Annotated in this window: 28 protein-coding genes and 1 other annotated feature; of the genes, 27 read left to right on the top strand and 1 reads right to left on the bottom strand. The window is 53.4% G+C overall.

Annotated features, from left to right (window positions below; translation table 11 throughout):
- Positions 1 to 142 precede the first annotated feature (142 nt).
- The 7 genes from AC0QUU_RS14480 (at position 143) to AC0QUU_RS14450 (ending at position 8,553) form a co-directional block, all read left to right on the top strand.
- Positions 143 to 3,070 carry an insulinase family protein gene (locus AC0QUU_RS14480; protein WP_474543572.1) on the top strand — a complete coding sequence of 976 codons (2,928 nt, stop codon included), beginning with the start codon at positions 143 to 145 and terminating at the stop codon, positions 3,068 to 3,070.
- Between the two features lie 48 nt (positions 3,071 to 3,118).
- Complete coding sequence (gene era / locus AC0QUU_RS14475) at positions 3,119 to 4,015, top strand: GTPase Era (protein WP_474543570.1); 897 nt, start codon at positions 3,119 to 3,121, stop codon at positions 4,013 to 4,015.
- Entirely contained in the window at positions 4,012 to 4,251 is a 240-nt protein-coding gene (locus AC0QUU_RS14470; protein ID WP_474545598.1) for a VanZ family protein, read from the top strand. The genes era and AC0QUU_RS14470 overlap by 4 nt, the downstream gene beginning before the upstream one ends.
- 73 nt (positions 4,252 to 4,324) lie before the next feature.
- Positions 4,325 to 4,617, top strand: a binding site (T-box leader).
- A gap of 150 nt (positions 4,618 to 4,767) precedes the next feature.
- A complete protein-coding gene (locus AC0QUU_RS14465; protein WP_474543569.1) occupies positions 4,768 to 6,456 on the top strand; it encodes a carbon starvation CstA family protein in 1,689 nt (562 codons plus the stop codon).
- Between the two features lie 286 nt (positions 6,457 to 6,742).
- Positions 6,743 to 6,931, top strand: a complete 189-nt coding sequence (locus tag AC0QUU_RS14460; RefSeq protein WP_474543567.1) for a DUF6472 family protein — start codon at positions 6,743 to 6,745, stop codon at positions 6,929 to 6,931.
- Positions 6,932 to 7,026: 95 nt separating this feature from the next.
- On the top strand, positions 7,027 to 7,761 hold the full coding sequence (locus tag AC0QUU_RS14455; protein ID WP_474543566.1) for an HAD family hydrolase: 735 nt from the start codon (positions 7,027 to 7,029) through the stop codon (positions 7,759 to 7,761).
- Between the two features lie 141 nt (positions 7,762 to 7,902).
- Positions 7,903 to 8,553, top strand: coding sequence for a vWA domain-containing protein (locus AC0QUU_RS14450; protein WP_474543564.1), 651 nt, complete (start codon positions 7,903 to 7,905; stop codon positions 8,551 to 8,553).
- A gap of 11 nt (positions 8,554 to 8,564) precedes the next feature.
- Here AC0QUU_RS14450 and AC0QUU_RS14445 read toward each other — a convergent pair whose 3' ends face one another.
- A complete protein-coding gene (locus AC0QUU_RS14445; protein WP_474543562.1) occupies positions 8,565 to 9,245 on the bottom strand; it encodes a hypothetical protein in 681 nt (226 codons plus the stop codon).
- 219 nt (positions 9,246 to 9,464) lie between these two features.
- Here AC0QUU_RS14445 and AC0QUU_RS14440 point away from each other — a divergent pair, with 219 nt between their 5' ends.
- From AC0QUU_RS14440 to AC0QUU_RS14345, 20 genes are all read left to right on the top strand, one after another.
- Positions 9,465 to 9,686: an aspartate dehydrogenase gene (locus tag AC0QUU_RS14440; protein WP_474543561.1), complete on the top strand. Its 222-nt coding sequence runs from the start codon at positions 9,465 to 9,467 to the stop codon at positions 9,684 to 9,686.
- Between the two features lie 176 nt (positions 9,687 to 9,862).
- Positions 9,863 to 10,582 (top strand): DNA repair protein RecO, encoded by a 720-nt coding sequence (recO, locus tag AC0QUU_RS14435; protein ID WP_474545597.1) that lies wholly within the window; start codon positions 9,863 to 9,865, stop codon positions 10,580 to 10,582.
- A gap of 255 nt (positions 10,583 to 10,837) precedes the next feature.
- Complete coding sequence (gene rplM, locus AC0QUU_RS14430) at positions 10,838 to 11,266, top strand: 50S ribosomal protein L13 (protein WP_474543559.1); 429 nt, start codon at positions 10,838 to 10,840, stop codon at positions 11,264 to 11,266.
- Between the two features lie 26 nt (positions 11,267 to 11,292).
- Complete coding sequence (gene rpsI, locus AC0QUU_RS14425; RefSeq protein WP_474543557.1) at positions 11,293 to 11,685, top strand: 30S ribosomal protein S9; 393 nt, start codon at positions 11,293 to 11,295, stop codon at positions 11,683 to 11,685.
- A 460-nt stretch (positions 11,686 to 12,145) separates the two neighbouring features.
- Entirely contained in the window at positions 12,146 to 12,967 is an 822-nt protein-coding gene (locus AC0QUU_RS14420; protein WP_474543555.1) for a ParA family protein, read from the top strand.
- Complete coding sequence (locus AC0QUU_RS14415) at positions 12,924 to 13,853, top strand: ParB/RepB/Spo0J family partition protein (RefSeq protein WP_474543554.1); 930 nt, start codon at positions 12,924 to 12,926, stop codon at positions 13,851 to 13,853. The genes AC0QUU_RS14420 and AC0QUU_RS14415 overlap by 44 nt, the downstream gene beginning before the upstream one ends.
- Positions 13,854 to 13,867: 14 nt before the next feature.
- Positions 13,868 to 14,143 (top strand): DUF5720 family protein, encoded by a 276-nt coding sequence (locus AC0QUU_RS14410; protein WP_418732837.1) that lies wholly within the window; start codon positions 13,868 to 13,870, stop codon positions 14,141 to 14,143.
- 30 nt (positions 14,144 to 14,173) lie between these two features.
- Positions 14,174 to 14,359 carry a hypothetical protein gene (locus AC0QUU_RS14405; protein WP_007045876.1) on the top strand — a complete coding sequence of 62 codons (186 nt, stop codon included), beginning with the start codon at positions 14,174 to 14,176 and terminating at the stop codon, positions 14,357 to 14,359.
- 64 nt (positions 14,360 to 14,423) lie between these two features.
- Positions 14,424 to 15,302 (top strand): DUF6017 domain-containing protein, encoded by an 879-nt coding sequence (locus tag AC0QUU_RS14400; RefSeq protein WP_474543551.1) that lies wholly within the window; start codon positions 14,424 to 14,426, stop codon positions 15,300 to 15,302.
- A gap of 39 nt (positions 15,303 to 15,341) precedes the next feature.
- Entirely contained in the window at positions 15,342 to 16,109 is a 768-nt protein-coding gene (locus AC0QUU_RS14395; protein WP_474543549.1) for a BRO family protein, read from the top strand.
- Positions 16,110 to 16,197: 88 nt separating this feature from the next.
- The gene (locus AC0QUU_RS14390) at positions 16,198 to 16,698 is read left to right on the top strand and encodes a PcfB family protein (RefSeq protein ID WP_193500421.1); all 501 of its coding nucleotides are present in this window, start codon (positions 16,198 to 16,200) and stop codon (positions 16,696 to 16,698) included.
- On the top strand, positions 16,695 to 18,524 hold the full coding sequence (locus AC0QUU_RS14385) for a VirD4-like conjugal transfer protein, CD1115 family (protein WP_474543547.1): 1,830 nt from the start codon (positions 16,695 to 16,697) through the stop codon (positions 18,522 to 18,524). Before AC0QUU_RS14390 ends, AC0QUU_RS14385 begins: the two co-directional genes overlap by 4 nt.
- Before the next feature lie 216 nt (positions 18,525 to 18,740).
- Entirely contained in the window at positions 18,741 to 18,959 is a 219-nt protein-coding gene (locus tag AC0QUU_RS14380; RefSeq protein WP_007045882.1) for a Maff2 family mobile element protein, read from the top strand.
- 69 nt (positions 18,960 to 19,028) lie between these two features.
- Positions 19,029 to 19,898: a VirB6/TrbL-like conjugal transfer protein, CD1112 family gene (locus AC0QUU_RS14375; RefSeq protein WP_474543546.1), complete on the top strand. Its 870-nt coding sequence runs from the start codon at positions 19,029 to 19,031 to the stop codon at positions 19,896 to 19,898.
- Between the two features lie 22 nt (positions 19,899 to 19,920).
- Positions 19,921 to 20,337, top strand: a complete 417-nt coding sequence (locus tag AC0QUU_RS14370; RefSeq protein WP_474543545.1) for a PrgI family protein — start codon at positions 19,921 to 19,923, stop codon at positions 20,335 to 20,337.
- The gene (locus AC0QUU_RS14365; protein ID WP_474543544.1) at positions 20,273 to 22,714 is read left to right on the top strand and encodes a VirB4-like conjugal transfer ATPase, CD1110 family; all 2,442 of its coding nucleotides are present in this window, start codon (positions 20,273 to 20,275) and stop codon (positions 22,712 to 22,714) included. The genes AC0QUU_RS14370 and AC0QUU_RS14365 overlap by 65 nt, the downstream gene beginning before the upstream one ends.
- Complete coding sequence (locus tag AC0QUU_RS14360) at positions 22,711 to 23,091, top strand: DUF3851 family protein (protein WP_054334883.1); 381 nt, start codon at positions 22,711 to 22,713, stop codon at positions 23,089 to 23,091. Before AC0QUU_RS14365 ends, AC0QUU_RS14360 begins: the two co-directional genes overlap by 4 nt.
- Positions 23,084 to 24,817, top strand: coding sequence for a CHAP domain-containing protein (locus tag AC0QUU_RS14355; RefSeq protein WP_443985833.1), 1,734 nt, complete (start codon positions 23,084 to 23,086; stop codon positions 24,815 to 24,817). The genes AC0QUU_RS14360 and AC0QUU_RS14355 overlap by 8 nt, the downstream gene beginning before the upstream one ends.
- A gap of 21 nt (positions 24,818 to 24,838) precedes the next feature.
- The gene (locus tag AC0QUU_RS14350) at positions 24,839 to 25,279 is read left to right on the top strand and encodes a phosphoadenosine phosphosulfate reductase domain-containing protein (protein WP_474545596.1); all 441 of its coding nucleotides are present in this window, start codon (positions 24,839 to 24,841) and stop codon (positions 25,277 to 25,279) included.
- Entirely contained in the window at positions 25,251 to 25,565 is a 315-nt protein-coding gene (locus tag AC0QUU_RS14345; RefSeq protein WP_474543543.1) for a hypothetical protein, read from the top strand. The genes AC0QUU_RS14350 and AC0QUU_RS14345 overlap by 29 nt, the downstream gene beginning before the upstream one ends.

Raw genomic sequence — 25,565 nt, 5'->3', positions numbered from 1 at the left:
CTGTCCCCTTTTAAACTGTCCGGATTAGTGATATACTAGGTAAAGCATACACATTTCCGAATGCCCGGCCGCATCGGCGGCTTCCGTCGGAACGGGGCATTCCGGAAACAGAAAGAACAACAAAAAATAAGGAGATTTGCATATGAGTATATATGATCTGGAAGCATATCAGGTGATACAGAAAGCTGATTTATCAGATATTAAATCCCGTGGAACTCTTCTGAAACACAAAAAAAGCGGAGCCCGGATTCTTCTGATGGAAAATGAAGACGAGAATAAGGTGTTTGCCATCGGATTCCGGACGCCTCCGTCAGACAGCACGGGAGTGCCGCATATTATGGAGCATTCTGTACTCTGCGGTTCCAGGGATTTCCCGGTGAAAGATCCTTTTGTGGAGCTGGTCAAGGGATCGCTGAACACATTTTTAAATGCTATGACTTATCCGGACAAAACAGTTTATCCGGTAGCCAGCTGCAATGACACGGACTTTCAGAATCTGATGCACGTCTATATGGACGCTGTATTCTATCCGAATATTTATCAGCACGATAAGACATTCCGCCAGGAAGGGTGGAGCTATAAACTGGAGGAGCCGGACGGAGAACTGACACTTTCCGGTGTGGTTTACAATGAGATGAAGGGAGCCTTCTCCTCACCGGAAGGTGTTCTGGACCGGGTGATTCTGAATTCTCTTTTCCCGGACACTTCTTATGCAAATGAGTCCGGCGGAGATCCGGAGGTGATTCCGGAGCTTACTTACGGGCAGTTTCTGGATTTCCACAGAAAATACTATCATCCCTCCAACAGTTATATTTATCTTTACGGAGATATGGATATGGAGGAGAAACTGAGATGGCTGGATGAGAATTACCTGTCGGATTTTGACAATGATCCGGTGGATTCTGCCATCCGTTTCCAGCAGCCTTTCGACCAGATGCGGGAAGTGGTGCAGGAGTATTCCATTGCCAGCGGGGAGAGTGAGAAGGAGAATACCTATCTTTCCTACAATAAGGTCATCGGCACTTCCCTGGATGAAAAGCTGTATCTGGCGTTCCAGATTCTGGATTATGCCCTTTTGTCCGCTCCCGGCGCGCCGCTGAAAAAGGCCCTTCTGGACGCGGGGATCGGAAAGGATATTCTGGGATCCTACGACAATGGAATTTATCAGCCGATTTTTTCTGTTATATCCAAGAATGCTGAGCTGGAGCAGAAGGATGAATTTATCCGTGTAATTGAGGATACCCTGAAGAAAATCGCAGATAAGGGTATGGACAGGAAAGCTTTGAGAGCCGGAATTAACTATCATGAATTCCGGTTCCGCGAGGCGGATTTCGGCAACTATCCCCGGGGACTGATGTACGGGCTTCAGCTGTTTGACAGCTGGCTGTATGACGAAGAAAAGCCCTTTATCCACATGCAGGCCATCCCTGTTTTTGAATTTCTGAAGGAAAATGTGGAAACCGGATATTTTGAGGATCTGATCCGGAAATATCTGTTGGATAATACTCACGGGTCCATTGTAATTATCCGTCCGGAAAAGGGACGCACGGCACGTATGGACCGGGAACTGGCAGAGCGCCTCAAAGCCTATAAAGAAGGCCTTTCCGGAGAAGAGATTGAAGCTCTGGTTCAGGCGACAAAGGAACTGGAAGAGTATCAGGAAGAGGAATCGTCCCAGGAAGATCTGGCAAAGATACCGGTTCTGAAAAGAGAAGACATTTCCAGAGAGATCGCTCCTGTTTTCAATGATGAGATGGATGCGGACGGGGTAAAAGTCGTTCATCATAATGTAGAGACGAATGGAATCGGGTATGTGACCCTGATGTTCGACCTGTCCGGTATCGAGGAGGAGCTCCTTCCTTATGTGGGAATTCTGCAGAGCGTTCTGGGCATTATTGATACTGCGAACTATGAGTACGGAGAACTGTTTAATGAGATAAATATGAACACCGGAGGCATCGGCACCTCTCTTGAGCTGTACACCGATGTGACCAAGGTGAAGGAAAAAGAATTCCGCGCTACATTTGAGATAAAAGGAAAGGCCCTCTATCCGAAAATGGATGTGCTTTTCGCCATGATGCGGGAAATTCTGATGGAGTCCCGGCTGGAAGATGAGAAACGGTTAAAGGAAATCCTGGCCATGCTGAAATCCCGGCTTCAGATGTCATTCCTTTCTTCCGGACATACTACCGCTGTGCTCCGCGCTCTTTCCTATACCTCTCCTGCCGCGAAATTTAAGGATGATACAGACGGCATAGGCTTCTATGAGAAAGTAAAAGAGATTGAGGAAGATTTCGAGGGCCGTAAAGAGGAGCTGATCCGGAACTTAAAAGAGATTTCCCGGCGGATTTTCCGGGCCGACAATATGATGATGAGCTACACTTCTTCGGAAGAAGGACTGGTGCCGGCGCTGGACGCCCTTGCGTCGGTCAGAGACCGGCTGAACAACGGCGAAGAGAAGATGGATACCGCCTGCGTTATTCACTGCAGAAAACGGAATGAAGGATTCAAAACTTCTTCAAAAGTGCAGTATGTAGCCCGCTGCGGAAACTTTATCGACGGCGGCCGGGAGTATACCGGAGCGCTGCAGATCCTGAAAGTCATCTTAAGCTATGACTATCTGTGGCAGAATATCCGTGTAAAAGGCGGGGCCTACGGATGTATGAGCAGCTTTAACCGGGCGGGAGAAGGATATCTTGTTTCTTACCGGGATCCGAACCTGGAAAAGACGGTTGAAGTATTTGAAGGTGTAGTGGACTATCTGAAGAACTTCACAGTGGACGACAGAGACATGAACAAATTCATCATCGGAACCATGAGCAATCTGGACCGGCCCATGAATCCCGCCGCAAAGGGAAGCCGTTCCATGAATCTGTATATGAATCATATTACAGAAGATATGCTTCGTCAGGAACGCGCCCAGATCCTGGAAGCCGACCAGGAGGATATCCGTGCATTGGCGGATATTGTACAGGCGGTGCTGGACGCAGGACTGATCTGCGTCATCGGAAGCGAAGAAAAAATCGAACAACAGAAACAATTATTTAAAGAAGTCAGAATACTTAGCTAAAAGGGGACGGAGCCTTTTGCAAAAGGCTCCGTCCCCAATGGAGGGAAAATGTGCGACAATTTTAAATCAGGATTTGTAACACTGATCGGCAGGCCGAATGTAGGAAAATCTACATTAATGAACCATCTGATCGGACAGAAAATTGCGATTACGTCCAATAAGCCCCAGACTACCAGGAACCGGATTCAGACGGTTCTGACCACTGAAGAGGGGCAGATTGTGTTTGTGGATACGCCCGGCATCCATAAGGCAAAGAATAAGCTGGGCGAGTATATGGTGAATATTGCGGAACGTTCTTTGAATGAGGTGGACGTGGTGCTGTGGCTTGTGGAGCCGTCTACGTTTATCGGCGCAGGCGAACGCCATATTCTTGACCAGCTTAAAAGGGTGAAGACTCCGGTAATACTTGTGATCAACAAGGTGGATATGGTGAAACGAGAGGAGATTCTTCCGGCTATTGATCTGTACCGGAAGGAGTATGAGTTCGCGGATATTGTGCCGGTGTCCGCACGCACGGGAGATAATACGGACGAGCTGGTGAAGGTGATTCTGAAATATCTTCCCTATGGACCGCAGTTTTACGATGAGGATACGATTACCGATCAGCCGGAGCGCCAGATTGTGGCGGAGCTGATCCGGGAAAAGGCGCTGCACTGTCTGAATGAGGAGATCCCTCATGGGATAGCAGTGGCCATTGACCGCATGAAGATGGAAAAGAAAGTAATGCATATTGACGCAACGATCATATGTGAGCGGGATTCTCATAAAGGAATTATAATCGGAAAACAGGGCAGTATGCTGAAAAAGATCGGAAGCACCGCCCGCTACGAAATCGAGAAGATGCTGGACTGCAGGGTTAATCTGAAGCTCTGGGTTAAAGTGCAGAAAAACTGGCGGGACAGCGACTATCTGATGAAGAATTTCGGATACCGTGAAGATGAATAGAAGAAGAAAAGAAAAATAGTGTCCGGACCGAGATATTTCTTCCGTGGCTGACGGCGGCCCTGTATGCTGCGACAGATGAGGTGCATCAGCTGTTTGTGCCGGACAGGAGCGGACAGATATCGGATGTAATTCTGGACAGCGCGGGAGCGCTGGCCGGCGTGCTTGTACTGGCGGTTGTGAGAAAGCTGATAAAAAGGAAACAGAATTTCAGAAAAGCAGTGTATGTACGCAAATAAAAACAGAGTTTGCTCTGATTTTTTGTTGACAATTGGAAAAACTGCGCTATAATGAAACAGGATTAAGAAAAAAGCCAATGCGAAGAACAGGACACGACTTTGCGGAAGTTCATGTTTTCAGAGAGTTGCCGGCAGGTGCGAGGGAACAGCATGACCGCGGAAGCTATCCCCTGCGAGCAGTCGGGGTGAAAAGCCGGCAGCAGATATGAATCGGATATCTGCCCCAGGCAAAGAAGTAACCCGGACCGGAATTCCACCGTTATAAGGAAACCTGTTAATCCCGGAGAGTGAAGGACGACAGGACAGAGAGACCGGAAAAATCCGGTAAAAGAAGTGGTAACGCGGAAAAAATATTTCGTCTTCTGACAGAGTAATCTGTCAGAAGGCTTTTTTATTTTACAGGAAAGTCCTCAGGACTGTCCTGTCTTCCGTATCTGGCACTAATCCGAAGCACCCTGGTGCAGGATGCTTCATGATGCAATGCAATTATACATAGTTAAAGGAGAGTGGAGAGTTATGAACACTTTAGTAATCGTACTGATCGCTGCTGTGTGTCTGATTGCCGCATATGCGCTGTACGGACGCTGGCTGGCGAAAAAATGGGGAATTGATCCGAAGGCAAAGACGCCTGCCGTCCTTCACAATGACGGACAGGATTATGTGCCGACTGACGGATGGACCGTATTTGCCCATCAGTTTTCTTCCATCGCAGGGGCCGGCCCGGTTACCGGAGCGATCCAGGCGGCGGCGTTCGGATGGCTGCCGGTTCTGTTATGGATTATCCTGGGCGGCATTTTCTTCGGAGCTGTTACAGATTTTGGCGCGCTGTATGCCAGTGTGAAAAACGACGGAAAATCCATGGGGCTTCTGATCGAGAAATATATCGGAAAAGCAGGACGTAAACTGTTCCTCGGTTTCTGCTGGCTGTTCTGCCTGATCGTTATCGCCGCCTTTGCGGATATGGTTGCAGGTACATTTGACGCATATGTTGTAACAGACGGGGTGAAAACACTTTCAGAGAATGCTCAGATAAACGGGGCGGCGGGAAGTATTTCCCTGTTCTTTATTCTGTTTGCGGTTATATTCGGCGTTGTGCAGCATAAAATGAAATTTACCGGATGGAAAGAGGTTGTATTCGGACTTGTATGTACAGTACTGGCATTTGTATGCGGTATGAATTTCCCGGTAATTCTTGGCAAAGACATGTGGGTATACATTGCATTTGCCTATATTTTTCTTGCGGCAGTGCTGCCGATGTGGTTTGTAATGCAGCCCAGAGATTACATGTCTACTTTCATGTTTGTAGGTATGATCGCGGGCGCGGTGCTGGGTCTGATCTTTGCCCATCCGGCAATGAATCTTCCGGTATTTACAGGATTTGAGAATGAGAGCCTGGGAACCTTGTTCCCGATTCTGTTTGTAACTGTTGCATGCGGCGCAGTTTCCGGATTCCACAGCCTGGTATCTTCCGGTACTTCATCCAAGACTATATCAAATGAGAAAGATATGCTGAAAGTCGGCTACGGAGCAATGGTTCTGGAAAGCCTTCTGGCTGTAATTGCTCTTTGCGTGGCAGGAGCAGCGGCAGGCGCGGACGGAACAGCGGCAGTGGGAACTCCGTTCCAGATCTTCTCATCCGGAGTGGCGGGATTCCTTGAGATGTTCGGCATTCCGGTTTATGTGGCGCAGAGCTTTATGACAATGTGCGTATCTGCTCTGGCATTTACAACACTGGATTCTGTGGCACGTATCGGACGTATGTCCTTCCAGGAGCTTTTCAGCGTAGATGACATGAAAAAGGCAGAAGGATGGAGAAAAGTTCTGTGCAATAAGTATTTTGCAACTATAATCACCCTTGTATTCGGCTATATTCTGACACAGGTAGGATATTCTAATATCTGGCCGCTGTTTGGAAGTGCTAACCAGCTGCTGAGCGCACTGGTACTGATCACACTGTGCGTATTCCTCAAAGTGACAGGAAGAACACTGAAGACACTCGTGCCGCCGTTCGTGATTATGCTGATCGTTACATTTACGGCGCTGGTACAGAGATTTGTTGCTCTTGTCAATGCATTCACAGCCGGCACCGGCGTGTTCATGGTTGAGGGACTGCAGCTGATTGTGGCAGTGCTGCTTATGATTCTGGGAGTGACGATCGTAGTTACTTCAGGCAGAGAGCTGATCCGGAAAAAAACAGAAAACTGATAGATGAAACGGATTAAACCTGACGGCAGGTTAAAATGAAATCTGTAACAGAGATGTTCATTCAGGAAAACAGCTCTGTTATAAATTTCAGGATCTGCCGCCGGGTTTTTTAATTTTTCCGGGATCTGTTCACAGTAATTAAAACAGTGGGACAGCCGGAAGAATCCGGTGAAATTGCGAATCAGATATAAGATACAGTTGCCAGAATCCGGCGGCTAGTCTATAATCGGACTGTAAACTCCGGCATTCGCTGCAGACGCCGGACAGAAAAGAGGGGATGACGGAAATGAAACGAAAAGAGCGGGGAAGCTGTGAGACATGTGCCTTCTATATCTATGACGAGGAGTACGGAGCATATCTCTGCGATATGAATATGGACGAAGACGACTATGTGCGGATCATGTCTGATCGGTATTATCAATGCCCCTATTACCGGAACGGAGATGATTATGCGGTAGTCAGAAAGCAGATGTAGGGCGCGGGATATAAGCGTACATGAGAACAGGCAAATGAGAAAAGAGAGGCCGGCGCCCGGAGGCTGACGCCGGTTTTTCACGGGAGGAAGAGGATATGACCGGAGAGAAAGAAAAAACGGCAGTTTTATTTGATGTGGACGATACATTATATGATCAGACAGTTCCGTTTATGGAGGCGTACGCGGAATTTTTCGGACCGGATCCGGATATTCCGGCAGAAGTGATTTATCCGGTTACCAGGAAATACAGCGACCAGATGTTTTCCAGAGCCATGTCAGGAGATATGTCAATGGATGAAATGTACATTTACCGGGTACAGAAAGCATTTGAAGAGTTCGGAATTCCGATTTCTGATGAAAAAGCACTGGATTTTCAGCGCCTGTACGCCCGCAGGCAGGATTACATCCGGATGTCGCCGCTTATGGAAGACATTCTTGCATACTGTTACGGGCGGGCGCGGCTGGGCATTATTACAAACGGTCCGGCAGAGCGCCAGTGGGATAAGGTGAAGAGCCTGCAGGCAGAGCGGTGGATCCCCCATGAAAATATCTTTGTATCAGCAGATGTGGGAGCCGAGAAACCGGACAGAAAGATCTTTGACTATGTAAAGCAGTCAATGAAGCTGGAAGACGGGGAAATCTGGTTTGTCGGAGACGCCTATCCGCTGGATATTGCGGGCGCTGTAAATGCCGGCTGGAACGCAGTGTGGATGAATCGCAGAAGGAAAACGGCTCCGGATGACAGGGCGGGGCAGGAAAATGTGGTTGCTGTGGAGACAGAGGAAGAGCTTTTCCGGTTTATAAAAAAGCTTCTCGGCAATGATATGTGATACGGTTTCTTATGAGAAAGATAGTTCTGTTCATGAGAATCTGCAGTATATTTCAGGCGGGGGAATTGTCGCTTGTCCGGCGACCATTTTCCCTTTCTGGCGGGTTATACTCCTTTCAGAAAGAGAAAGGAGATATGAGATATGAATCAGAATCTGACAGAAATGATATTTATTCTGGACCGAAGCGGCTCGATGGAGTCTCTTACGGAGGAAACGATCGGGGGCTTCAATTCCCTGATCGAAAAGCAGAAAGAGGAACCGGGAGAGGCGAGAATTACCACCATATTGTTTGATGACAAGTATGAGCTGCTCCACGATCATACTCCTGTACAGGAGATTCAAAGACTTACCAGAAAAGAGTATTATGCAAGGGGATGTACGGCGCTTCTGGATGCGGTGGGCCTTACCATTGACCGGGTGGGCGGCAGGCTTGCGGAAACGCCGGAAGAGGAAAGGCCGGGCCGGGTTGTGATGGTAATTACAACAGACGGTTATGAGAATGCCAGCCGCCGGTATTCCAGGTCTCAGATTCAGGACATGATCCGGAGGCAGACCGATGTATACAAGTGGAAATTTATGTTTCTCGGAGCAAATATGGATGCGGTGAGCGAAGCGGATTCAATGGGCATCAGACCGTGTATGGCGGCAACCTATTCTCCCAGCGCTGCAGGCGTCAGATCCGTATTCAGCGCTGTGGGCCGTATGCTGGATGTGATGAAGCTGAATGACTGTGATGAGGATGAGGAAGAATTCCGGGAACAGTGTGAGGCTATCATGTCATCGGTGAGATAGCCGCGGCAGGATCACTCGCCAAAACACGGTTCAGTAAAATGAAACAGGATTTCATTTACAGCGTCAATATTATAGATCTGGTTATCAAGAAGGAATTCGATAATCAGATCATATTTTTTGTGATGACTGAAGGTGTACCCGGCAAGGCTCAGAAATTCCCTGCTTTCTTCCAGATTCAGACGCAGCGCGATACAGAGTGCGAAGACAGTCTGTTTGGACGGATGGTAGTCTTCGGAAGAAAGGATTTTGGAAATCAGCTTCCGGTCTATAAAACTGCGCTGGTATATCATGGCTGTAGTAATGTCCCGTTCTCTCAGATACAGCTGTAAGCGCTGAGAGAAGCCAAGCCGGGTATAGTTGGAATCAACGTAGCTGCGTATGCGGTCCATCTTTTCCGGGCCGGAGAGAATATGCCTGCCTCTTTCCGCTTTTGCGGGAGCGGCCTGCTGATATTCCGGGGAAGACAGGGCGGCATCCGGCCGGGGGTGGTGAAGCGGACTTCCGGCGGAAATTTGTGCGGAAGCAGGAGCTTCATCACAGAATTCATCCTCCGGGATGTCCTCGTTCAGCTTCATAATATCCAGAAAATCCCGGGAAAACGAAGCGGCAGAATGGGACGGTTCTGCAGTCAGGTTTTTGCGGATGTATTTTGATATTCTGCGAAAGAGGAAATATTTTCGGAAAGATAACATAAGGCATTCTCCCTTCTGTGCCCGGCACAGATTCATTTGTACGGTTTTATCTGTACGGTTTCTGACGTGCTATTTTAATAGTATGCATTTTGGCCTCCGGGGTCAATAGCCGGAGGAAATGTCGGCAGCCGGTCCGGGATATTTTGATTGTCTGCCTTATCAATTAAATGTATAATATTTATCTGAAAGAGGATGTGCGGAAGGAGGGAGGAAAAACTGTTGTTTCACAGAAAAAAAGAAAAGAAAGGCTTTACCGGGTATGATCCTTCCATCTGCAGTCCGGTGCTGCGCTGCAGTATCTGTACCGGCGAACAGGTCGCCGGTTTCCGGGACAATGCTACAGGAAAATTCCGGCTGTCAAGGCTTTTCCCGGAAAAAGGCCTGGTATTTTTTACGGGGTATACTGTTTTTTTAATCGGACAACCTAAATATATCAGATAAATATATCCGACACTGAAGAAGAGGTGAGCCGATGAAGGAAACGTACTGGAACCAGTTTATGACGACGGGAAAGGTTGAAGATTATCTCAATTATAAAATGAATCAGCCCGGAGAGGAAAAGGAATCTTTTCCTCCGGACGGAAAGGAACAGCGTGAATCAGATTGTAGTGACAGGGATGGTGCTGTCAACAACACCGGTGGGCGAATATGACCGGCGGGTGGTGATACTGACAAAAGAACAGGGAAAAATATCTGCATTTGCCAGGGGGGCAAGGCGTCCCAACAGTCCGCTGGTGGGGGCGGTGAATCCGCTGTCATTCGGTGAATTTACATTGTATGAAGGGCGCTCTTCCTATACGATCCATTCGGCGAATATTACAAATTATTTTGCGGAGCTGAGGACAGATATTGAAGGCGCCTACTATGGTTTTTATTTTCTGGAGATTGCAGGATATTATACAAAAGAATTTAACGATGAGCGGGAAATGCTGGGACTTCTCTACCAGTCCATGAGGGCGCTTCTCAATCCTCATATACCGAATCTGCTCATCCGTTACATATTTGAACTGAAGGCCCTGTGCATCAACGGGCAGGGACCGCAGGTATTCCAGTGCGTTCTCTGCGGGGACAAAGAACGGCCTGCCGTATTCAGCGCCCGGAAAGGCGGACTTGTCTGCAGTGAATGCGCCGGGGATGTGAAAGACGGAATTGTACTGGACAGTTCCACCTTATTCTGCATGCAGTTTATTGAGAGCAGTAAAATTGAAAAACTGTATACATTCAATGTGACGGCCCAGGTGCTGAGACAGCTGGGAAATGTGATGAAGCGGCTGATGGATATTTATGTGGATAAAAAATTCAAGTCGCTGGAAATACTGGAGACGCTGCTTCCCTGATCGGAATACGCGTTTTTGTACACTCTGCCAGACGGCGGACAAGTCTGAGACCGTAAAACAGGAAGGGTACGCTGAACGGATATAAGCTGCCGGGGAAAATAGCAAAAAAATCTTGACATGAGTGGAAGAGAGGACTATAATATTACAGCATGACTAAAGGAGAAACAGTATGCGCCATAGCCCCGGAGTATGCTGATTTCAAATATATAAGCTAAACAAGCAACGTTATCTGATGATTTTATAGGAGGAATACCCATGAAAACTTATATGGCTAACCCTGACAAGATTGAAAGAAAATGGTATGTGGTTGACGCTGCCGGCTGCACATTAGGACGTCTTGCATCTGAGGTCGCTAAAGTGCTCAGAGGAAAGAACAAACCGGAGTACACACCGCACATTGATACAGGCGATTATGTAATCGTTGTAAATGCTGAGAAAGTAAAAGTAACAGGAAAGAAACTTCAGCAGAAGATCTACTACAACCACTCTGATTATGTTGGAGGAATGAGAGAGACAACACTTGCCGAGATGATGGCAAAGAAACCGGAAAAGGTTATCGAGCTGGCTGTTAAAGGAATGCTCCCGAAAGGACCTATGGGAAGAGACATGATCAAGAAACTTCACGTATATGCCGGCCCGGATCATGCACATCAGGCACAGAAACCGGAAGTTCTGACATTTTAGGTAGAGGTTGAAAGGAGGATATAACAGTGGCTAACGCAAAATACTACGGAACAGGAAGAAGAAAAAAATCAGTAGCAAGAGTTTATCTTGTACCTGGAACAGGAAAGATCACAATTAATAAAAGAGATATCGACGAGTATCTTGGCCTTGAGACACTGAAGGTTGTCGTACGCCAGCCGCTCGTAGCTACAGATACATTAGACAAGTTTGACGTAATCGTAAACGTAAAAGGCGGCGGTTACACAGGACAGGCAGGAGCAATCCGTCACGGTATTGCAAGAGCACTCCTTGAGGCAGACGCTGATTACAGACCGGTGCTCAAGAGCGCAGGATTCCTTACACGTGACCCGAGAATGAAAGAGCGTAAGAAATACGGCCTCAAGGCTGCTCGTCGCGCGCCTCAGTTCAGCAAGCGCTGATCAACGCCCCAAAAGCATCAAAAAAGCTCGGAAAACCGCGGTTTTCCGGGCTTTTTCTATTTCAAAAGTTCTGTCTCGTTTGACGAATTTTGGAGTAGTCTGACCCGTTTTGAACCAATTTTTATGGGTTAAATAAAGGACAACCGCCCCAAAAATGAGGGCTAATGGGTTAAATCATAGGACAACTTTTTTGCCCCTTGACCCACCCCGAAGGTCATTTTTGTCTTTTGGCCTCTCTGCATTTTTATGCAAAATCGGTTTGGCATAGTTTGACCAAATCTGAACAAATGAATATGATTTTATTGCGAAAGCGCTCAGTGTTCCTGCTGGGCGCTTTTTGCATTTCCGGGGACTAATGTTCCGGGATCAGAAAAAGCCGTCACTCTTTTTTCAAGAAAGTAGTGGCGGCTTTTTCTATTTCCAGAACCAAACACGACAAACAGAAACGAGGTGAAATACGATGAACCCACAAATCATCGCCGTCGCCAACCAGAAGGGCGGCGTCGGCAAGACGACCACTTGTGCCAACTTAGGGATCGGGCTGGCGCAGGCCGGGAAGAAGGTGCTGCTGGTGGACGCCGATCCCCAGGCCAGCCTCACCATCAGCCTGGGCAACCCGCAGCCGGACAAGCTGCCCTTTACTCTGTCCGACGCGATGGGCCGCATCCTCATGGACGAGCCGCTGCACCCCGGCGAGGGCATCCTGCACCACCCGGAGGGCGTGGACCTCATGCCCGCCGACATCCAGCTGTCTGGCATGGAGGTGTCGCTGGTGAACGCCATGAGCCGCGAGACCGTTCTGCGGCAGTATCTGGACACCGTAAAGGGGCAGTATTCCCATATCCTCATCGACTGCCAGCCTTCCCTGGGAATGCTCACGGTCAACGCGCTGGCCGCTGCGGGCAGGATTATAGTCCCCGTCCAGGCGGAGTATCTGCCTGCCAAGGGCCTGGAACAGCTGCTGTCCACCATCAGCAAGGTCAAACGGCAGCTGAACCCTAAACTCCAGATCGACGGCATCCTGCTGACGATGGTGGACAGCCGAACCAATTTTGCGAAAGAGATCGCCGCCCTGCTGCGGGAGACCTACGGCAGCAAAATCAAGGTGTTCGGCACCGAGATTCCACATTCAGTCCGGGCCAAGGAGATCAGCGCCGAGGGCAAGAGCATCTTCGCCCATGACCCCGGCGGCAAGGTGGCCGAGGGCTACCGCAATCTGACAAAGGAGGTGTTGAAACTTGAAAAGCAGCGCGAAAAAAGTAGAGCTGGCATCGGTCGATGACCTGTTTTCCACCGAGGAAAGCCGCGCCGACGCCCAGCGGGAGAAGGTTCTGGAAATTCCCCTGTCGGAGCTGCACCCGTTCAAGGACCACCCCTTCAAGGTCAAGGATGACGAAGCTATGATAGAGACCGCCGACAGCATCCGGCAGTATGGCGTATTGGTTCCGGCCATTGCCCGCCCGGACCCAAACGGCGGCTATGAACTGGTTGCCGGGCACCGGCGTCACCGGGCCAGTGAGCTGGCTGGCAAGGATACCATGCCGGTCATTGTCCGCGACCTGGACGACGACCAGGCCACCATTATCATGGTTGACAGCAATTTGCAGCGGGAAAGCCTGCTCCCCAGCGAGCGAGCTTTTGCTTATAAGATGAAGCTGGAGGCCATCAAGCACCAGGGGGCCAGAACAGACCTGACTTCTGTTCAAGTTGAACAGAAGTTAAGCGCCCGTGACCGCGTGGCGAAAGATGCAGGTGAGCGCAGCGGCATACAGGTTATGCGCTACATTCGCCTTACCGAGTTAATTCCCGAACTGCTGGACATGGTGGATGAGAAGAAAATTGCCTTCAACCCGGCCTATGAGCTGTCTTTCCTCAAAAAAGAGGAACAGACGCAGCTTCTGGACGCGATGGACAGCGAACAGGCTACGCCGTCGCTCTCCCAGGCCCAGCGGCTGAAAAAGTACAGCCAGGAGGGCCACCTGACCCTCGACATGATGCGCGTCATCATGGGGGAAGAAAAGAAAAGCGACCTGGACAAGATCACCTTCACCAGCGACACCCTGCGCAAATATTTCCCCCGGAGCTATACGCCCCAGCGGATGCAGGAGACCATCATCAAGCTGCTGGAACAGTGGCAGCGCAAGCGACAGCAACAGCATGAACGCTGAGAGAGGAGTTGCCTATGAGGGATATTTCAGCCCGCGAGCTGAAAGGACATAACATTTTGGCCGTGGAACGGTTTCGGGACAATACCCGCTGGATGATCGAATTTTCCGTCCTGCGTTCCGGCTCCTACGGCAGCCCCGGCGATGAAATGCGGCTGTTTCTCACCGAGGACGGCTATCAGGCCGCCTTACTCAGCCAGCAGCGCCGGGACATCAAAATCAAGCGCCATGCCCACGTTGTCGAGGGGCACATCATAGACTTCAAGCCGAAGAAAAAGCGCCGCCACCCGTAAACCCACCACTTGCCAAGAAAGGAATGAACTATGTGTACCGTTAGAGACATTGAAGAAGCCATCCGCGAACATTGCCAATCCCAGCATGACATGGAAAGCACCGAGATCGACCAGGTGATGCAGCGCCTGCCCTTCGGCACCGCGCAGGATGTTTTTACCCGGCCCCCTGTGCCGAAGCCGCCGTATTCCTGGCACAGCCGGAACTACCGCACCTGACCGCCGCAGTCTATTTGAAGATTGCGGCTTTTTTCATGCCATGAATGCCGAGAGGAGTGATGAAATGGCCGTTTTTCGTATTGAACGGACCCGTGATTATACCGTTATGAGCAACCACCACCTGCGCGACAAGGCGCTGTCGCTGAAATCCAAGGGGCTGCTTTCCATGATGCTGTCCTTGCCGGAGGACTGGAACTACACCACACGCGGCCTCGCCAAAATCTGCAAGGAGGGCGTGGACGCCATCGGCGGGGCGCTGCGGGAGCTGGAAGCCGCCGGGTACATCGTCCGCCACCAGATGCGGGACCGGCAGGGGCGCATCAGCGACACCGAGTATGTCATCTATGAGCAGCCCCAGCCCAAAGCGCCGGATACGCCCCAGCCGGATACGGCTTCACCAGATACGGAAAACCCGTATCTGGATAGCCCGGATACGGAAAAGCCCGCAGAATTAAATATAGAGAAATCAAAGACCCAAAAATCAAATACTCAGGGATCAAGTACCGATTCCATTCCCTTCCGGGAAACTGCGGCGGCCAGGCCGCCGGAACGGAAAGGACGGGATGCGATGTCGGTGGAAGAAATGCAGAGTTATCGGGATTTGGTGTTGGAGAACATCGAGTACGACCACCTGTGCCGGGAGTTTGCCACCTACCGGGAGGATTTGGACGAGATCGTGGAGCTGATCGTGGAAACGGTCTGCGCCAGGCGTAAGACCACCCGGATCGCCGGGGCGGACTTCCCCCATGAGGTGGTGCGGTCCCGGTTCTTGAAGCTGGACAGCTCCCACATCGAGTTCGTCATGGAGTGCCTGCACAACAACACCACCGAAATCCGCAACATGAAACAGTACCTGCTGACCGTGCTGTTCAACGCGCCCACCACCATGAACAACCACTACACGGCCCAGGTCAACCACGATATGCACGCAGGCGGCTGGTAATGGCCGCCTTTTCTGCTGCACCGCCCAAGGAGGCACGATATGAACCAGATGGAAATTTTCAAAAACCCGGAGTTTGGCAGCATCCGCGTCATTGAGGAGGACGGCAAGTACCTGTTCTGCGGAACGGACGTAGCAACTGCGTTGGGATATACCAATCCCCGCAAGGCTGTCCGCGACCATACCCGCTGTGGAACGAAACGTTCCATAGGGGTCCAGACTGGCAAAAAGGCAGACGGAACCCCCGCCGTACAGATGGTAGAGATGCTCTTTATCCCCGAAGGCGACGTTTACCGCCTCATCGTCCACAGCAAACTGCCCTCGGCGGAGCGGTTTGAACGCTGGGTGTTCGATGAAGTCCTGCCCACCATCCGCCAGCACGGGGCCTACCTCACCAGAGAAAAGCTGTGGGAGGTCGCCACTTCGCCGGAGGCGTTGCTGAAGCTCTGCTCCGACCTGCTGGCTGAGCGCGAGAAGAACGCGGCGCTGCAAGCAGACAACGCCCGGCTGCAAGGCAAGGCCGTCTACTACGACCTGTTTATTGACCTGCGGCACAGCACCAACCTGCGCACCACCGCCAAGGAGCTGGACGTGCCGGAGCGGCGCTTCGTCCGCTTTCTGCTGGAACGCCGGTACGTTTACCGCGCCCCCTCCGGCTGTGTGCTGCCCTACGCCAAGAGCGCCAACGATGGGCTGTTCTGCGTGAAGGATTTCTGCCGCAACGGCCACACTGGCTCTTACACGCTGGTGACGCCCAAGGGAAAGCTGCACTTTGCGGAACTGCGGTCGCTGATTCTGGTGACGGTATGATGGGCCGCCACCTGTTACGGCGGCTGGTGGTCCCGCCTTAGTATCAAGCGCCACCCCTGCAAAATCCGTGGAAAGGAGGCGATGACCTATGCAGGAGGAAGTAGAAAACAGAACCTTGACGCTGGTTGTCAGCGGCACCAAGTTCACCGGGCGGCTGTTCAAAGCCGCCATATCCAAGTACATGGCCCACCGCAGGGAGAAAAAGCTGGAAAAGCAGCGCAGCCGAGATTCCCCCGTCACCCCCAAGGGCAAGCAGACCGTGAAGCAGCTCATCGGGCAGAACCAGGGCGTCTCCAACATCGAGATCAACGACCCGTCTATCCGGGACTTTGAGCGCATCGCCCGCAAGTACGGCGTGGACTATGCGGTGAAAAAGGACCGCAGCGCCTCGCCGCCCAAGTACCTAATCTTCTTCAAAGCCCGTGACGCCGACGCCCTGACGGCGGCATTCTCGGAGTACACCCAGAAGAAGGTCAAGAAGGCCGATCGCAGCGAGCGCCCGTCTGTGCTGGCGAAGCTGGCCCAGTTCAAGGAGTTGCTCAAAAATACCGTGGTGGACCGCAGCCGCCGGAAGGAGCTGGAACGATGAAGCAGCTGAATTTGAAAAAGCTGGTGCTGCTGAACCTGCCCTATTTCCTGCTGGGCCTGTTTGCCACCAACCTGGGGGAAGCCTGGCGGCTGGCGACCGGGGCGGACGCTTCGGCCAAAATGCTCTCATTCTTCTCCACCCTGCCGGTGGCGCTGGGTAGCTGGTGGCCCAGCCTGCACCCGCTGGACCTGGCCGTGGGGATTTGCTGCGGCGCTGGCCTGCGGCTGGCGGTGTATCTGAAAGGCAAGAACGCCAAGAAGTACCGCCACAACGTGGAGTATGGTTCGGCCCGTTGGGGCACCCATGAGGATATTGCCCCCTACATCGACCCGGTGTTCCAGAATAACGTCATTCTGACCCAGACCGAGCGGCTCACCATGTCCAGCCGCCCCAAGAACCCCAAGTATGCCCGCAACAAGAACGTGCTGGTCATTGGCGGTTCCGGCTCCGGCAAGACCCGCTTCTGGCTCAAGCCGAATTTGATGCAGATGCACAGCTCCTATGTGGTCACGGACCCGAAGGGCACCATCCTGGTGGAGTGCGGCAAAATGCTTCAGCGGGGCGCGCCAAAGCTGGGCAAGGACGGCAAGCCGGTGAAGAATAAGAACGGCAAGGTCATCTATGAGCCGTACCAGATCAAGGTGCTGAATACCATCAACTTCAAGAAGTCCATGCACTATAACCCTTTCAGCTACATCCACAGCGAAAAGGATATTTTGAAGCTGGTCACGACCTTGATTGCGAATACGAAGGGCGAGGGGAAGGCCGGGGACGATTTCTGGGTCAAGGCCGAGACGCTGCTGTACTGTGCGCTCATCGGCTACATCCACTACGAGGCCCCGGTGGAGGAACAGAACTTTTCCACACTCATCGAAATGATAAACAGCATGGAGGTCCGGGAGGACGATGAGGAGTTCAAAAATGCCGTTGACCTGATGTTTGATGAGCTGAAAGAGCGGGAACCCAACCACTTTGCGGTGCGCCAATATGCCAAATATAAATTGGCCGCAGGCAAAACTGCGAAGTCGATTTTGGTGAGCTGCGGCGCACGGCTGGCGGTGTTCGACATTGCCGAGCTGCGGGAGGTCACAGCCTATGACGAGCTGGAGCTGGACACCCTGGGAGACCGACGAACGGCCTTGTTTCTTATCATGTCGGACACTGATGATAGCTTTAACTTCCTGATTTCCATGTGCTACACGCAGTTGTTTAACTTACTATGCGAAAAGGCTGACGATGTGTACGGCGGGCGGCTGCCGGTTCATGTGCGCTGCCTCATTGATGAGTGCGCCAACATTGGCCAGATCCCCAAGCTGGAGAAGTTGGTCGCCACCATCCGCAGTCGAGAAATCTCTGCCTGTCTGGTGTTGCAGGCGCAGAGCCAGCTCAAGGCCATCTACAAGGACAACGCTGATACCATCATCGGCAACATGGATACCTCCATCTTCCTGGGCGGCAAAGAGCCGACCACGTTGAAGGAGCTGGAAGCCGTGCTTGGGAAAGAGACCATCGACACCTACAACACCGGAGAGAGCCGGGGGCGGGAGACTTCCCACTCGCTCAACTATCAAAAATTGGGGAAGGCGCTGATGAGCCAAGACGAGCTGGCCGTCATGGACGGCAGCAAGTGCATTTTGCAGCTGCGCGGTGTGCGGCCGTTCCTCTCGGACAAGTACGACATCACCCAGCACCCCAACTACAAGTACACCGCCGACGCCGACCCGAAGAACACCTTTGATATTGAAGGCTATCTCAAGGCCCGGCTGAAGCTCAAACCCAACCAGGTCTGCGACGTGTATGAGATCGACGCCGCAGCCAACGAATGATGCTCCGCTGTGAAAGGAGGGGTCCTATCTATCCGCCACAACCGCCCCGCTGGGGCCATCGGCGTACAAAGCGGACGATCTCTATCAAAATAATGAAAAAGGAGGAAGGCCGGAATCAGCCAGCCCGAAAACCGGGCGGCAGATTGTCCGGCTTTTGTATGCCTATGAACCATGACTAAAAACCAATTTCAAAACAGATTCCGGCCAACTTTATTTATGGAATTTTTTAATCAGGCAATCACCGTTCTCCAGACCCTCGTTATCGCCCTCGGTGCCGGTCTCGGCGTATGGGGCGTCATCAACCTGCTGGAAGGTTACGGCAACGACAACCCCGGCGCGAAATCGCAGGGCATGAAACAGCTCATGGCCGGCGCGGGCGTCGCCATCGTGGGCATGGTCCTTGTACCGCTGCTGTCCGGCCTGTTCACCGTCTGATCGTACCCCGCTGAAATCCTCGCCCCCTCCCGCTGTGCGCGGGAGGGGCAGAAAGGAGGCTGACACCGTATGGATTTCTTATTGGATGCCCTGACCAACTGGCTGAAAGAAATGCTGGTGGGCGGTATCATGGGAAACTTAACGGGGATGTTCGACAGCGTGAACCAGCAGGTCGGAGACATCGCCACGCAGGTGGGCCAGACCCCGCAGGGGTGGAACGGCAGCATTTTCAGTATGATCCAGAACCTTTCCAACTCCATCATGGTGCCGATTGCTGGCGTGATCCTGGCCATCGTGATGACGCTGGAGCTGATCCAGATGATTACCGACCGCAACAACCTGCATGACGTGGACACCTGGATGATCTTCAAATGGGTGTTCAAGTCTGCCGCCGCGATTTTGCTCGTCACCAACACCTGGAACCTCGTCATGGCCGTGTTCGACATGGCCCAAAGCGTGGTGGCCCAGGCGTCTGGCATCATCGGTTCGGACGCTTCCATCGACATCTCCGCTGTTATGACCGATATGGAGTCCCGGCTGATGGATATGGACCTGGGGCCGTTGTTCGGCCTGTGGTTCCAGTCGCTCTTTATCGGCATTACCATGTGGGCGCTGTATATCTGCATTTTCATCGTCATTTATGGCCGTATGATCGAAATTTACCTTGTCACGTCGGTGGCCCCCATCCCGATGGCGACCATGATGGGCAAGGAATGGGGCGGCATGGGCCAGAACTACTTGCGCAGCCTGCTGGCTCTGGGCTTCCAGGCATTTTTGATTATCGTCTGTGTGGCGATCTACGCCGTGCTGGTGCAGAATATCGCCACCGAGGAGGACATCATCATGGCAATCTGGAGCTGCGTGGGCTACACCGTGCTGCTGTGCTTTACGCTGTTCAAGACCGGCAGTCTCGCCAAAGCAGTGTTTCAGGCGCACTGAGCCAGGAAGGAGGATGCTCAAAATGGCTTATGTACCCGTACCCAAAGACCTGACGAAAGTCAAAACCAAGGTCGCGTTCAACTTAACCAAGAGGCAGCTTGTCTGCTTCGGCTGCGGGGCGCTCATCGGCGTGCCGCTTTTCTTTTTGCTCCGGGGGCCTGCTGGCAACAGCGTGGCGGCCATGTGCATGATGCTCGTCATGCTGCCCTTCTTCATGCTGGCGATGTATGAAAAACACGGCCAGCCCCTGGAAAAGATCATCGGCAACATCCTCAAGGTAGCCGTCATCCGGCCCAAGCAGCGCCCCTACCGCACCAACAACTTCTATGCCGTGTTGGAGCGGCAGGCAAATCTCGACAAGGAGGTGTATGACATTGTTCACGGCAAAGACAAAGCGGCAGGCCGAACCGGCAGAGCCGCAGACCAAACCCCGGCGTAAGCTGTCCCGCGCCGAACGCAAACAGATCGAGGCAGCGATTGCCCGCGCCAACCGCACGGGCAAAAAGGAACAGTCCGCCCAGGACAGCATCCCCTATGAGCGGATGTGGCCGGACGGCATCTGCAAGGTGGCGGATGGCCGCTACACGAAAACCATCCAGTTCCAGGACATCAACTACCAGCTGAGCCAGAACGAGGACAAGACCGCCATCTTTGAAGGCTGGTGCGATTTCCTCAACTATTTTGACAGCTCCATCCGTTTCCAGCTGTCCTTTTTGAACCTGGCAGCGTCCCAGGAGACCTTCGCCAACAGCATCACCATCCCGGCTCAGGGAGATGACTTTGACCCCATCCGGGTGGAGTACACGCAGATGCTGCAAAACCAGCTGGCGCGGGGCAACAACGGCCTCATCAAGACCAAGTACCTGACCTTTTCCATCGAGGCCGACAGCATCCGCTCCGCCAAGCCCCGTCTGGAGCGTATCGAGACCGATGTGCTGAACAACTTCAAGCGGCTGGGCGTGGCCGCCGAGGTCCTGGACGGTAAAGCTCGGCTGGCCCAGCTCCACGCCATCTTCCACATGGACGAGCAGGCGCCCTTCCAGTTCGAGTGGGACTGGCTGGCTCCCAGCGGTCTTTCCACCAAAGACTTTATTGCGCCGTCCGGCTTTGAGTTCCGCACCGGCAAGCAGTTCCGCATGGGAAAGAAGTACGGGTCCGTCAGCTTCGTGCAGATTCTGGCCCCGGAACTGAATGACCGTATGCTGGCGGATTTTCTCGATATGGAAAGTTCCCTCATTGTGAATCTGCACATCCAGTCGGTGGATCAGGTGAAGGCCATCAAGACGGTGAAGCGCAAGATCACCGACCTGGACCGCAGCAAGATCGAGGAACAGAAAAAGGCCGTCCGCGCCGGGTATGACATGGACATCATCCCCTCCGACCTTGCCACCTACGGGGCCGAGGCTAAGAAGCTGTTGCAGGACCTGCAAAGCCGCAACGAGCGGATGTTCCTGGTGACGTTCCTGGTGCTGAACACGGCGGACAATCCCCGCCAGCTGGGCAACAACATCTTCCAGGCCAGTTCCATCGCGCAGAAGTACAACTGCCAGCTGACCCGGCTGGACTTTCAGCAGGAGGAAGGCTTGATGAGTAGCCTGCCGCTGGGGCTGAACCAGGTGGAGATCCAGCGGGGTCTGACCACCAGCTCTACGGCTATTTTTGTGCCGTTCACGACACAGGAGCTTTTTCAAAATGGCAAGGAAGCGCTGTACTACGGCATCAACGCCCTGTCCAACAACCTGATTATGGTGGACCGCAAGCTGCTGAAAAACCCCAATGGCCTGATTTTGGGCACGCCGGGCAGCGGCAAATCTTTCAGCGCCAAGCGCGAGATCGCCAACTGCTTCCTGCTGACTTCGGATGATGTCATCATCTGCGACCCGGAGGCCGAGTACGCGCCGCTGGTGGAGCGGCTACACGGGCAGGTCATCAAAATCTCGCCCACCTCCACCAACTATATCAACCCGATGGACCTGAACCTGGACTATTCGGACGAGGACAGCCCGTTGTCCCTCAAATCCGATTTTATCCTCAGTCTGTGCGAGCTGATCGTAGGCGGCAAGGACGGATTGCAGCCGGTGCAGAAAACCATCATTGACCGCTGTGTGCGGCTGGTGTATCAGGACTACCTCAACGATCCGTGCCCGGAGAATATGCCCATTCTGGAGGATTTGTACGACCTGCTGCGGGCGCAGGATGAGAAAGAAGCGCAGTACATCGCCACGGCGCTGGAAATCTACGTCACCGGCTCCCTCAACGTGTTCAACCACCGCAGCAACGTGGACATCAACAACCGCATTGTCTGCTATGACATCAAGGAGCTGGGCAAGCAGCTGAAAAAGATCGGTATGTTGGTGGTCCAGGACCAGGTGTGGAACCGCGTCACCATCAACCGCGCTGCCCACAAGTCTACCCGCTACTACATCGACGAGATGCACCTGCTCTTGAAAGAGGAACAGACTGCCGCCTACACGGTGGAGATTTGGAAGCGGTTCCGCAAGTGGGGCGGCATTCCCACGGGCATCACCCAGAACGTGAAGGACCTGCTTTCTTCCCGCGAGGTGGAGAACATCTTTGAAAACTCCGACTTCGTGTATATGCTCAACCAGGCGGGCGGTGACCGGCAGATTTTGGCCCGGCAGCTGGGCATTTCCCCGCACCAGCTGTCCTATGTGACCCACTCCGGCGAGGGCGAGGGGCTGCTGTTCTACGGCTCCACCATCCTGCCCTTTGTGGACCACTTCCCCAAGAATACCGAACTGTACCGCATTATGACGACCAAACCCCAGGAAATGAAGGAGGCTGATGGACGATGAAACCCGAAATTCTGCATAACGACCACATGATGTTTCTGGACCGGGCGCTGGAAACTCAGCGCACCGCGCTGCTGACGGCGATGGCGGACGCCGTTTCCGAGTGCCGCACGGCGGCGGACCAGGCCGCTGAACTGACTGAAACCGGCGAAATTGGCCTGCTGCGGCTGGTGGAGATTCTGTGCGCCGCCAAGGTCCAGCGCGGGCAGGCCGGAGGTGCCGTGCTGGAGGGCACCGAGGTCCAGATTTTGGCCGACGTGGTGGCCCAGCTCTATGCCTGCCTGACCGAGTGCCGCTTTGTGGGTCCGCTGGGGCTGGCGGCCTATGCGGAGCTTTCCAGCATGGCGGCCTCCCTCATGCTGGGGGAATGGTTTGATTAAGGAACCGCGCCTGCGCTTTACGGAGGAAGAACGGGCGGACCCGGCGCTGGAGAAGCCCATCCGCAAGGCGGAAAAGGCCGCCGCCAAAGCGGATAAGGCGCAGGCAAAAATCCCGAAAAAGCAGGTCAAGCGGGCCGAGGTGGACCCCAAGACCGGCAAGGTCACGACCAAGCTGGTGCTGGAGGATAAGCCCCGGCCGCCCTCCAAACTGTCCCATACGGTGCGGGACGCGCCGGGCAACGCGGTGGCGGGTAAGCTCCATCAGGAGATCCGCAAGACCGAGGACGATAACGTGGGCGTGGAGAGCGCCCACAAGTCCGAGGAAGCCGTAGAGACCGGCGTGCATCTGGTCCGGGAGGGCTACCGCAGCCACAAACTGAAACCTTACCGCAAGGCCGCCCAGGCCGAGCGGAAGCTGGAAAAGGCCAACATCGAGGCGCTGTTCCAGAAATCCGTCTATGAAAACCCTGCGGCAGCCAGTAATCCACTGTCCCGCTGGCAGCAGAAACAGCAAATCAAGAAACAGTACGCCGCCGCCAAACGGGCCGCACAGTCCGGCGGGAGCGCCGCCGGTGCCGCCCAAAAGACCGGCAAGGCGGCCAAGACGGTCAAGGAGAAAGCCCAGCAGGCCGGGGCCTATGTGATGCGCCACAAAAAGGGCTTTGGCATCGTGCTGGCGATTTTCCTGCTGGTCTGCCTGCTGCTCAACACCATGTCCTCCTGTTCCATGATGGCGCAGAGCATCGGTTCGGCGATCTCCGGCACCACCTACCCCTCCGATGACCCGGAGCTGGTGGCGGTGGAGGCCGACTACGCCGCCAAGGAGGCCGCGCTGCAAGCCGAGATCGACAACATCGAGAGCAGCCACCCCGGCTACGACGAGTACCGCTATGACCTGGACATGATCGGCCACGACCCGCATGAGCTGGCGGCCTATCTGTCCGCCGTCTTGCAGGGCTACACGCGGGCAAGCGCTCAGGCGGAGTTGGAACGCATCTTCGCAGCCCAATACCAGCTGACGCTGACCGAGGAAGTGGAGGTGCGCTACCGCACCGAGACCCGGACTGACAGCGAGGGCAACGAGTATGATGTGGAAGTGCCCTATAACTATTACATCTTAAATGTGACCCTCACCAGCAAGCCCATCTCCTCCGTGGCTTCGGAGCTGCTGACGCCTGACCAGCTGGAAATGTACCAGGTGTACCGGCAGACGCTGGGCAACAAGCCCCTGATCTTCGGCGGCGGGTCCGCCGACACCAGCGATTCCGAGAGTTTGGCCGGTGTGGAGTTTGTCAACGGCACCCGGCCTGGCAATCAGGCGGTGGTGGACATCGCCAAAAGCCAGGTAGGCAACGTGGGCGGCCAGCCCTATTGGAGCTGGTACGGCTTTAATTCCCGCGTGGAATGGTGCGCCTGCTTTGTGTCCTGGTGCTACGGCCAGATGGGCCTTTCCGAGCCGCGCTTTGCCGCCTGCCAGTCCCAGGGCATTCCCTGGTTCCAGTCGCATGGACAATGGGGCGGGCGGGATTACGCCAACATCGCCCCCGGCGACGCAATCTTCTTCGATTGGGACCTGGACGGCAGCGCCGACCATGTGGGCATTGTTGTCGGCACCGATGGCAGCCGGGTTTACACCGTGGAGGGCAATTCCGGCGACGCTTGCAAGATCAAGAGTTATTCCTTGACCTACGAGTGCATCAAGGGCTACGGCTTGATGAATTGGTGATTTTTTGCGGAGGTATAAAAACTGAATATTGTATCCTTTGGGGGCGGCACGAACAGTGCCGCTCTTTTAGTTGGGCTTCATCAGCACGGGATTCCCGTTGACCTTATCACCTTTGCGGATACCGGGGCGGAACATCCCCACACCTATCAGTTCCTTGAAACTATGAACGAATGGCTTCGCGCCCACGGTATGCCGCCCATCACGGTGGTGGAAAAGATGGACCGCAACGGCAACCGCCTGACATTGGAAACAGAGTGTCTGCGATCCGGCACGCTTCCCTCCATTGCTTACGGGTTTAAGCGGTGTTCTCAGAAGCACAAGGTCGGGCCGCAGGAAAAGTTCTGTAACCACCACCCGCTGTGCCGCGCTGTGTGGCAGGCCGGGAACCGGGTCACACGGTTTATCGGCTACGATGCCGGGGAGCGGAAACGGTATGAGCAAGCATTCCAGAAAATTCAATGAAGCGGACAAAAAATATGAGAACCGCTACCCGCTGATCGAGGATTGGCACTGGACGCGGGACGATTGTATTCGGGCGATCCAGGAGGCGGGTCTGCCTCTGCCCGGCAAATCGTCCTGCTTCTTCTGTCCCAGCATGAAGCGAGAGGAAATCGAAGCCCTGAAACGGCAGCACCCCGACCTGTACCGGCGGGCGCTTGCCATCGAAGAAAACGCGATGCCCCATCTCAAAACCGTCAAAGGTTTGGGGCGCAACTACGCTTGGAAAGAGCGATATGGAATGGAGTGA

The sequence above is a fragment of the Mediterraneibacter sp. HA8405 genome, from assembly GCF_056148955.1.
Note: the sequence above shows the minus strand (reverse complement) of the source record. Positions and strands in the feature narration are given on the sequence as shown.

Excerpts from the sequence above, each read along its gene's own strand:
- AC0QUU_RS14460 (WP_474543567.1), top strand. The coding sequence starts at position 6,743 with ATGAAACGAAAAGAGCGGGGAAGCTGTGAGACATGTGCCTTCTATATC.
- recO (WP_474545597.1), top strand. The coding sequence starts at position 9,863 with ATGGTGCTGTCAACAACACCGGTGGGCGAATATGACCGGCGGGTGGTG.
- AC0QUU_RS14385 (WP_474543547.1), top strand. The coding sequence starts at position 16,695 with ATGAAGCAGCTGAATTTGAAAAAGCTGGTGCTGCTGAACCTGCCCTAT.
- era (WP_474543570.1), top strand. The coding sequence starts at position 3,119 with ATGTGCGACAATTTTAAATCAGGATTTGTAACACTGATCGGCAGGCCG.
- AC0QUU_RS14375 (WP_474543546.1), top strand. The coding sequence starts at position 19,029 with ATGGATTTCTTATTGGATGCCCTGACCAACTGGCTGAAAGAAATGCTG.
- AC0QUU_RS14370 (WP_474543545.1), top strand. The coding sequence starts at position 19,921 with ATGGCTTATGTACCCGTACCCAAAGACCTGACGAAAGTCAAAACCAAG.
- AC0QUU_RS14410 (WP_418732837.1), top strand. The coding sequence starts at position 13,868 with ATGAGGGATATTTCAGCCCGCGAGCTGAAAGGACATAACATTTTGGCC.
- AC0QUU_RS14345 (WP_474543543.1), top strand. The coding sequence starts at position 25,251 with ATGAGCAAGCATTCCAGAAAATTCAATGAAGCGGACAAAAAATATGAG.
- AC0QUU_RS14405 (WP_007045876.1), top strand. The coding sequence starts at position 14,174 with ATGTGTACCGTTAGAGACATTGAAGAAGCCATCCGCGAACATTGCCAA.
- AC0QUU_RS14455 (WP_474543566.1), top strand. The coding sequence starts at position 7,027 with ATGACCGGAGAGAAAGAAAAAACGGCAGTTTTATTTGATGTGGACGAT.
- AC0QUU_RS14380 (WP_007045882.1), top strand. The coding sequence starts at position 18,741 with ATGGAATTTTTTAATCAGGCAATCACCGTTCTCCAGACCCTCGTTATC.
- AC0QUU_RS14480 (WP_474543572.1), top strand. The coding sequence starts at position 143 with ATGAGTATATATGATCTGGAAGCATATCAGGTGATACAGAAAGCTGAT.
- AC0QUU_RS14390 (WP_193500421.1), top strand. The coding sequence starts at position 16,198 with ATGCAGGAGGAAGTAGAAAACAGAACCTTGACGCTGGTTGTCAGCGGC.
- AC0QUU_RS14395 (WP_474543549.1), top strand. The coding sequence starts at position 15,342 with ATGAACCAGATGGAAATTTTCAAAAACCCGGAGTTTGGCAGCATCCGC.
- AC0QUU_RS14400 (WP_474543551.1), top strand. The coding sequence starts at position 14,424 with ATGGCCGTTTTTCGTATTGAACGGACCCGTGATTATACCGTTATGAGC.
- AC0QUU_RS14445 (WP_474543562.1), bottom strand. The coding sequence starts at position 9,245 with ATGTTATCTTTCCGAAAATATTTCCTCTTTCGCAGAATATCAAAATAC.
- AC0QUU_RS14360 (WP_054334883.1), top strand. The coding sequence starts at position 22,711 with ATGAAACCCGAAATTCTGCATAACGACCACATGATGTTTCTGGACCGG.
- AC0QUU_RS14465 (WP_474543569.1), top strand. The coding sequence starts at position 4,768 with ATGAACACTTTAGTAATCGTACTGATCGCTGCTGTGTGTCTGATTGCC.
- rplM (WP_474543559.1), top strand. The coding sequence starts at position 10,838 with ATGAAAACTTATATGGCTAACCCTGACAAGATTGAAAGAAAATGGTAT.
- AC0QUU_RS14450 (WP_474543564.1), top strand. The coding sequence starts at position 7,903 with ATGAATCAGAATCTGACAGAAATGATATTTATTCTGGACCGAAGCGGC.
- AC0QUU_RS14420 (WP_474543555.1), top strand. The coding sequence starts at position 12,146 with ATGAACCCACAAATCATCGCCGTCGCCAACCAGAAGGGCGGCGTCGGC.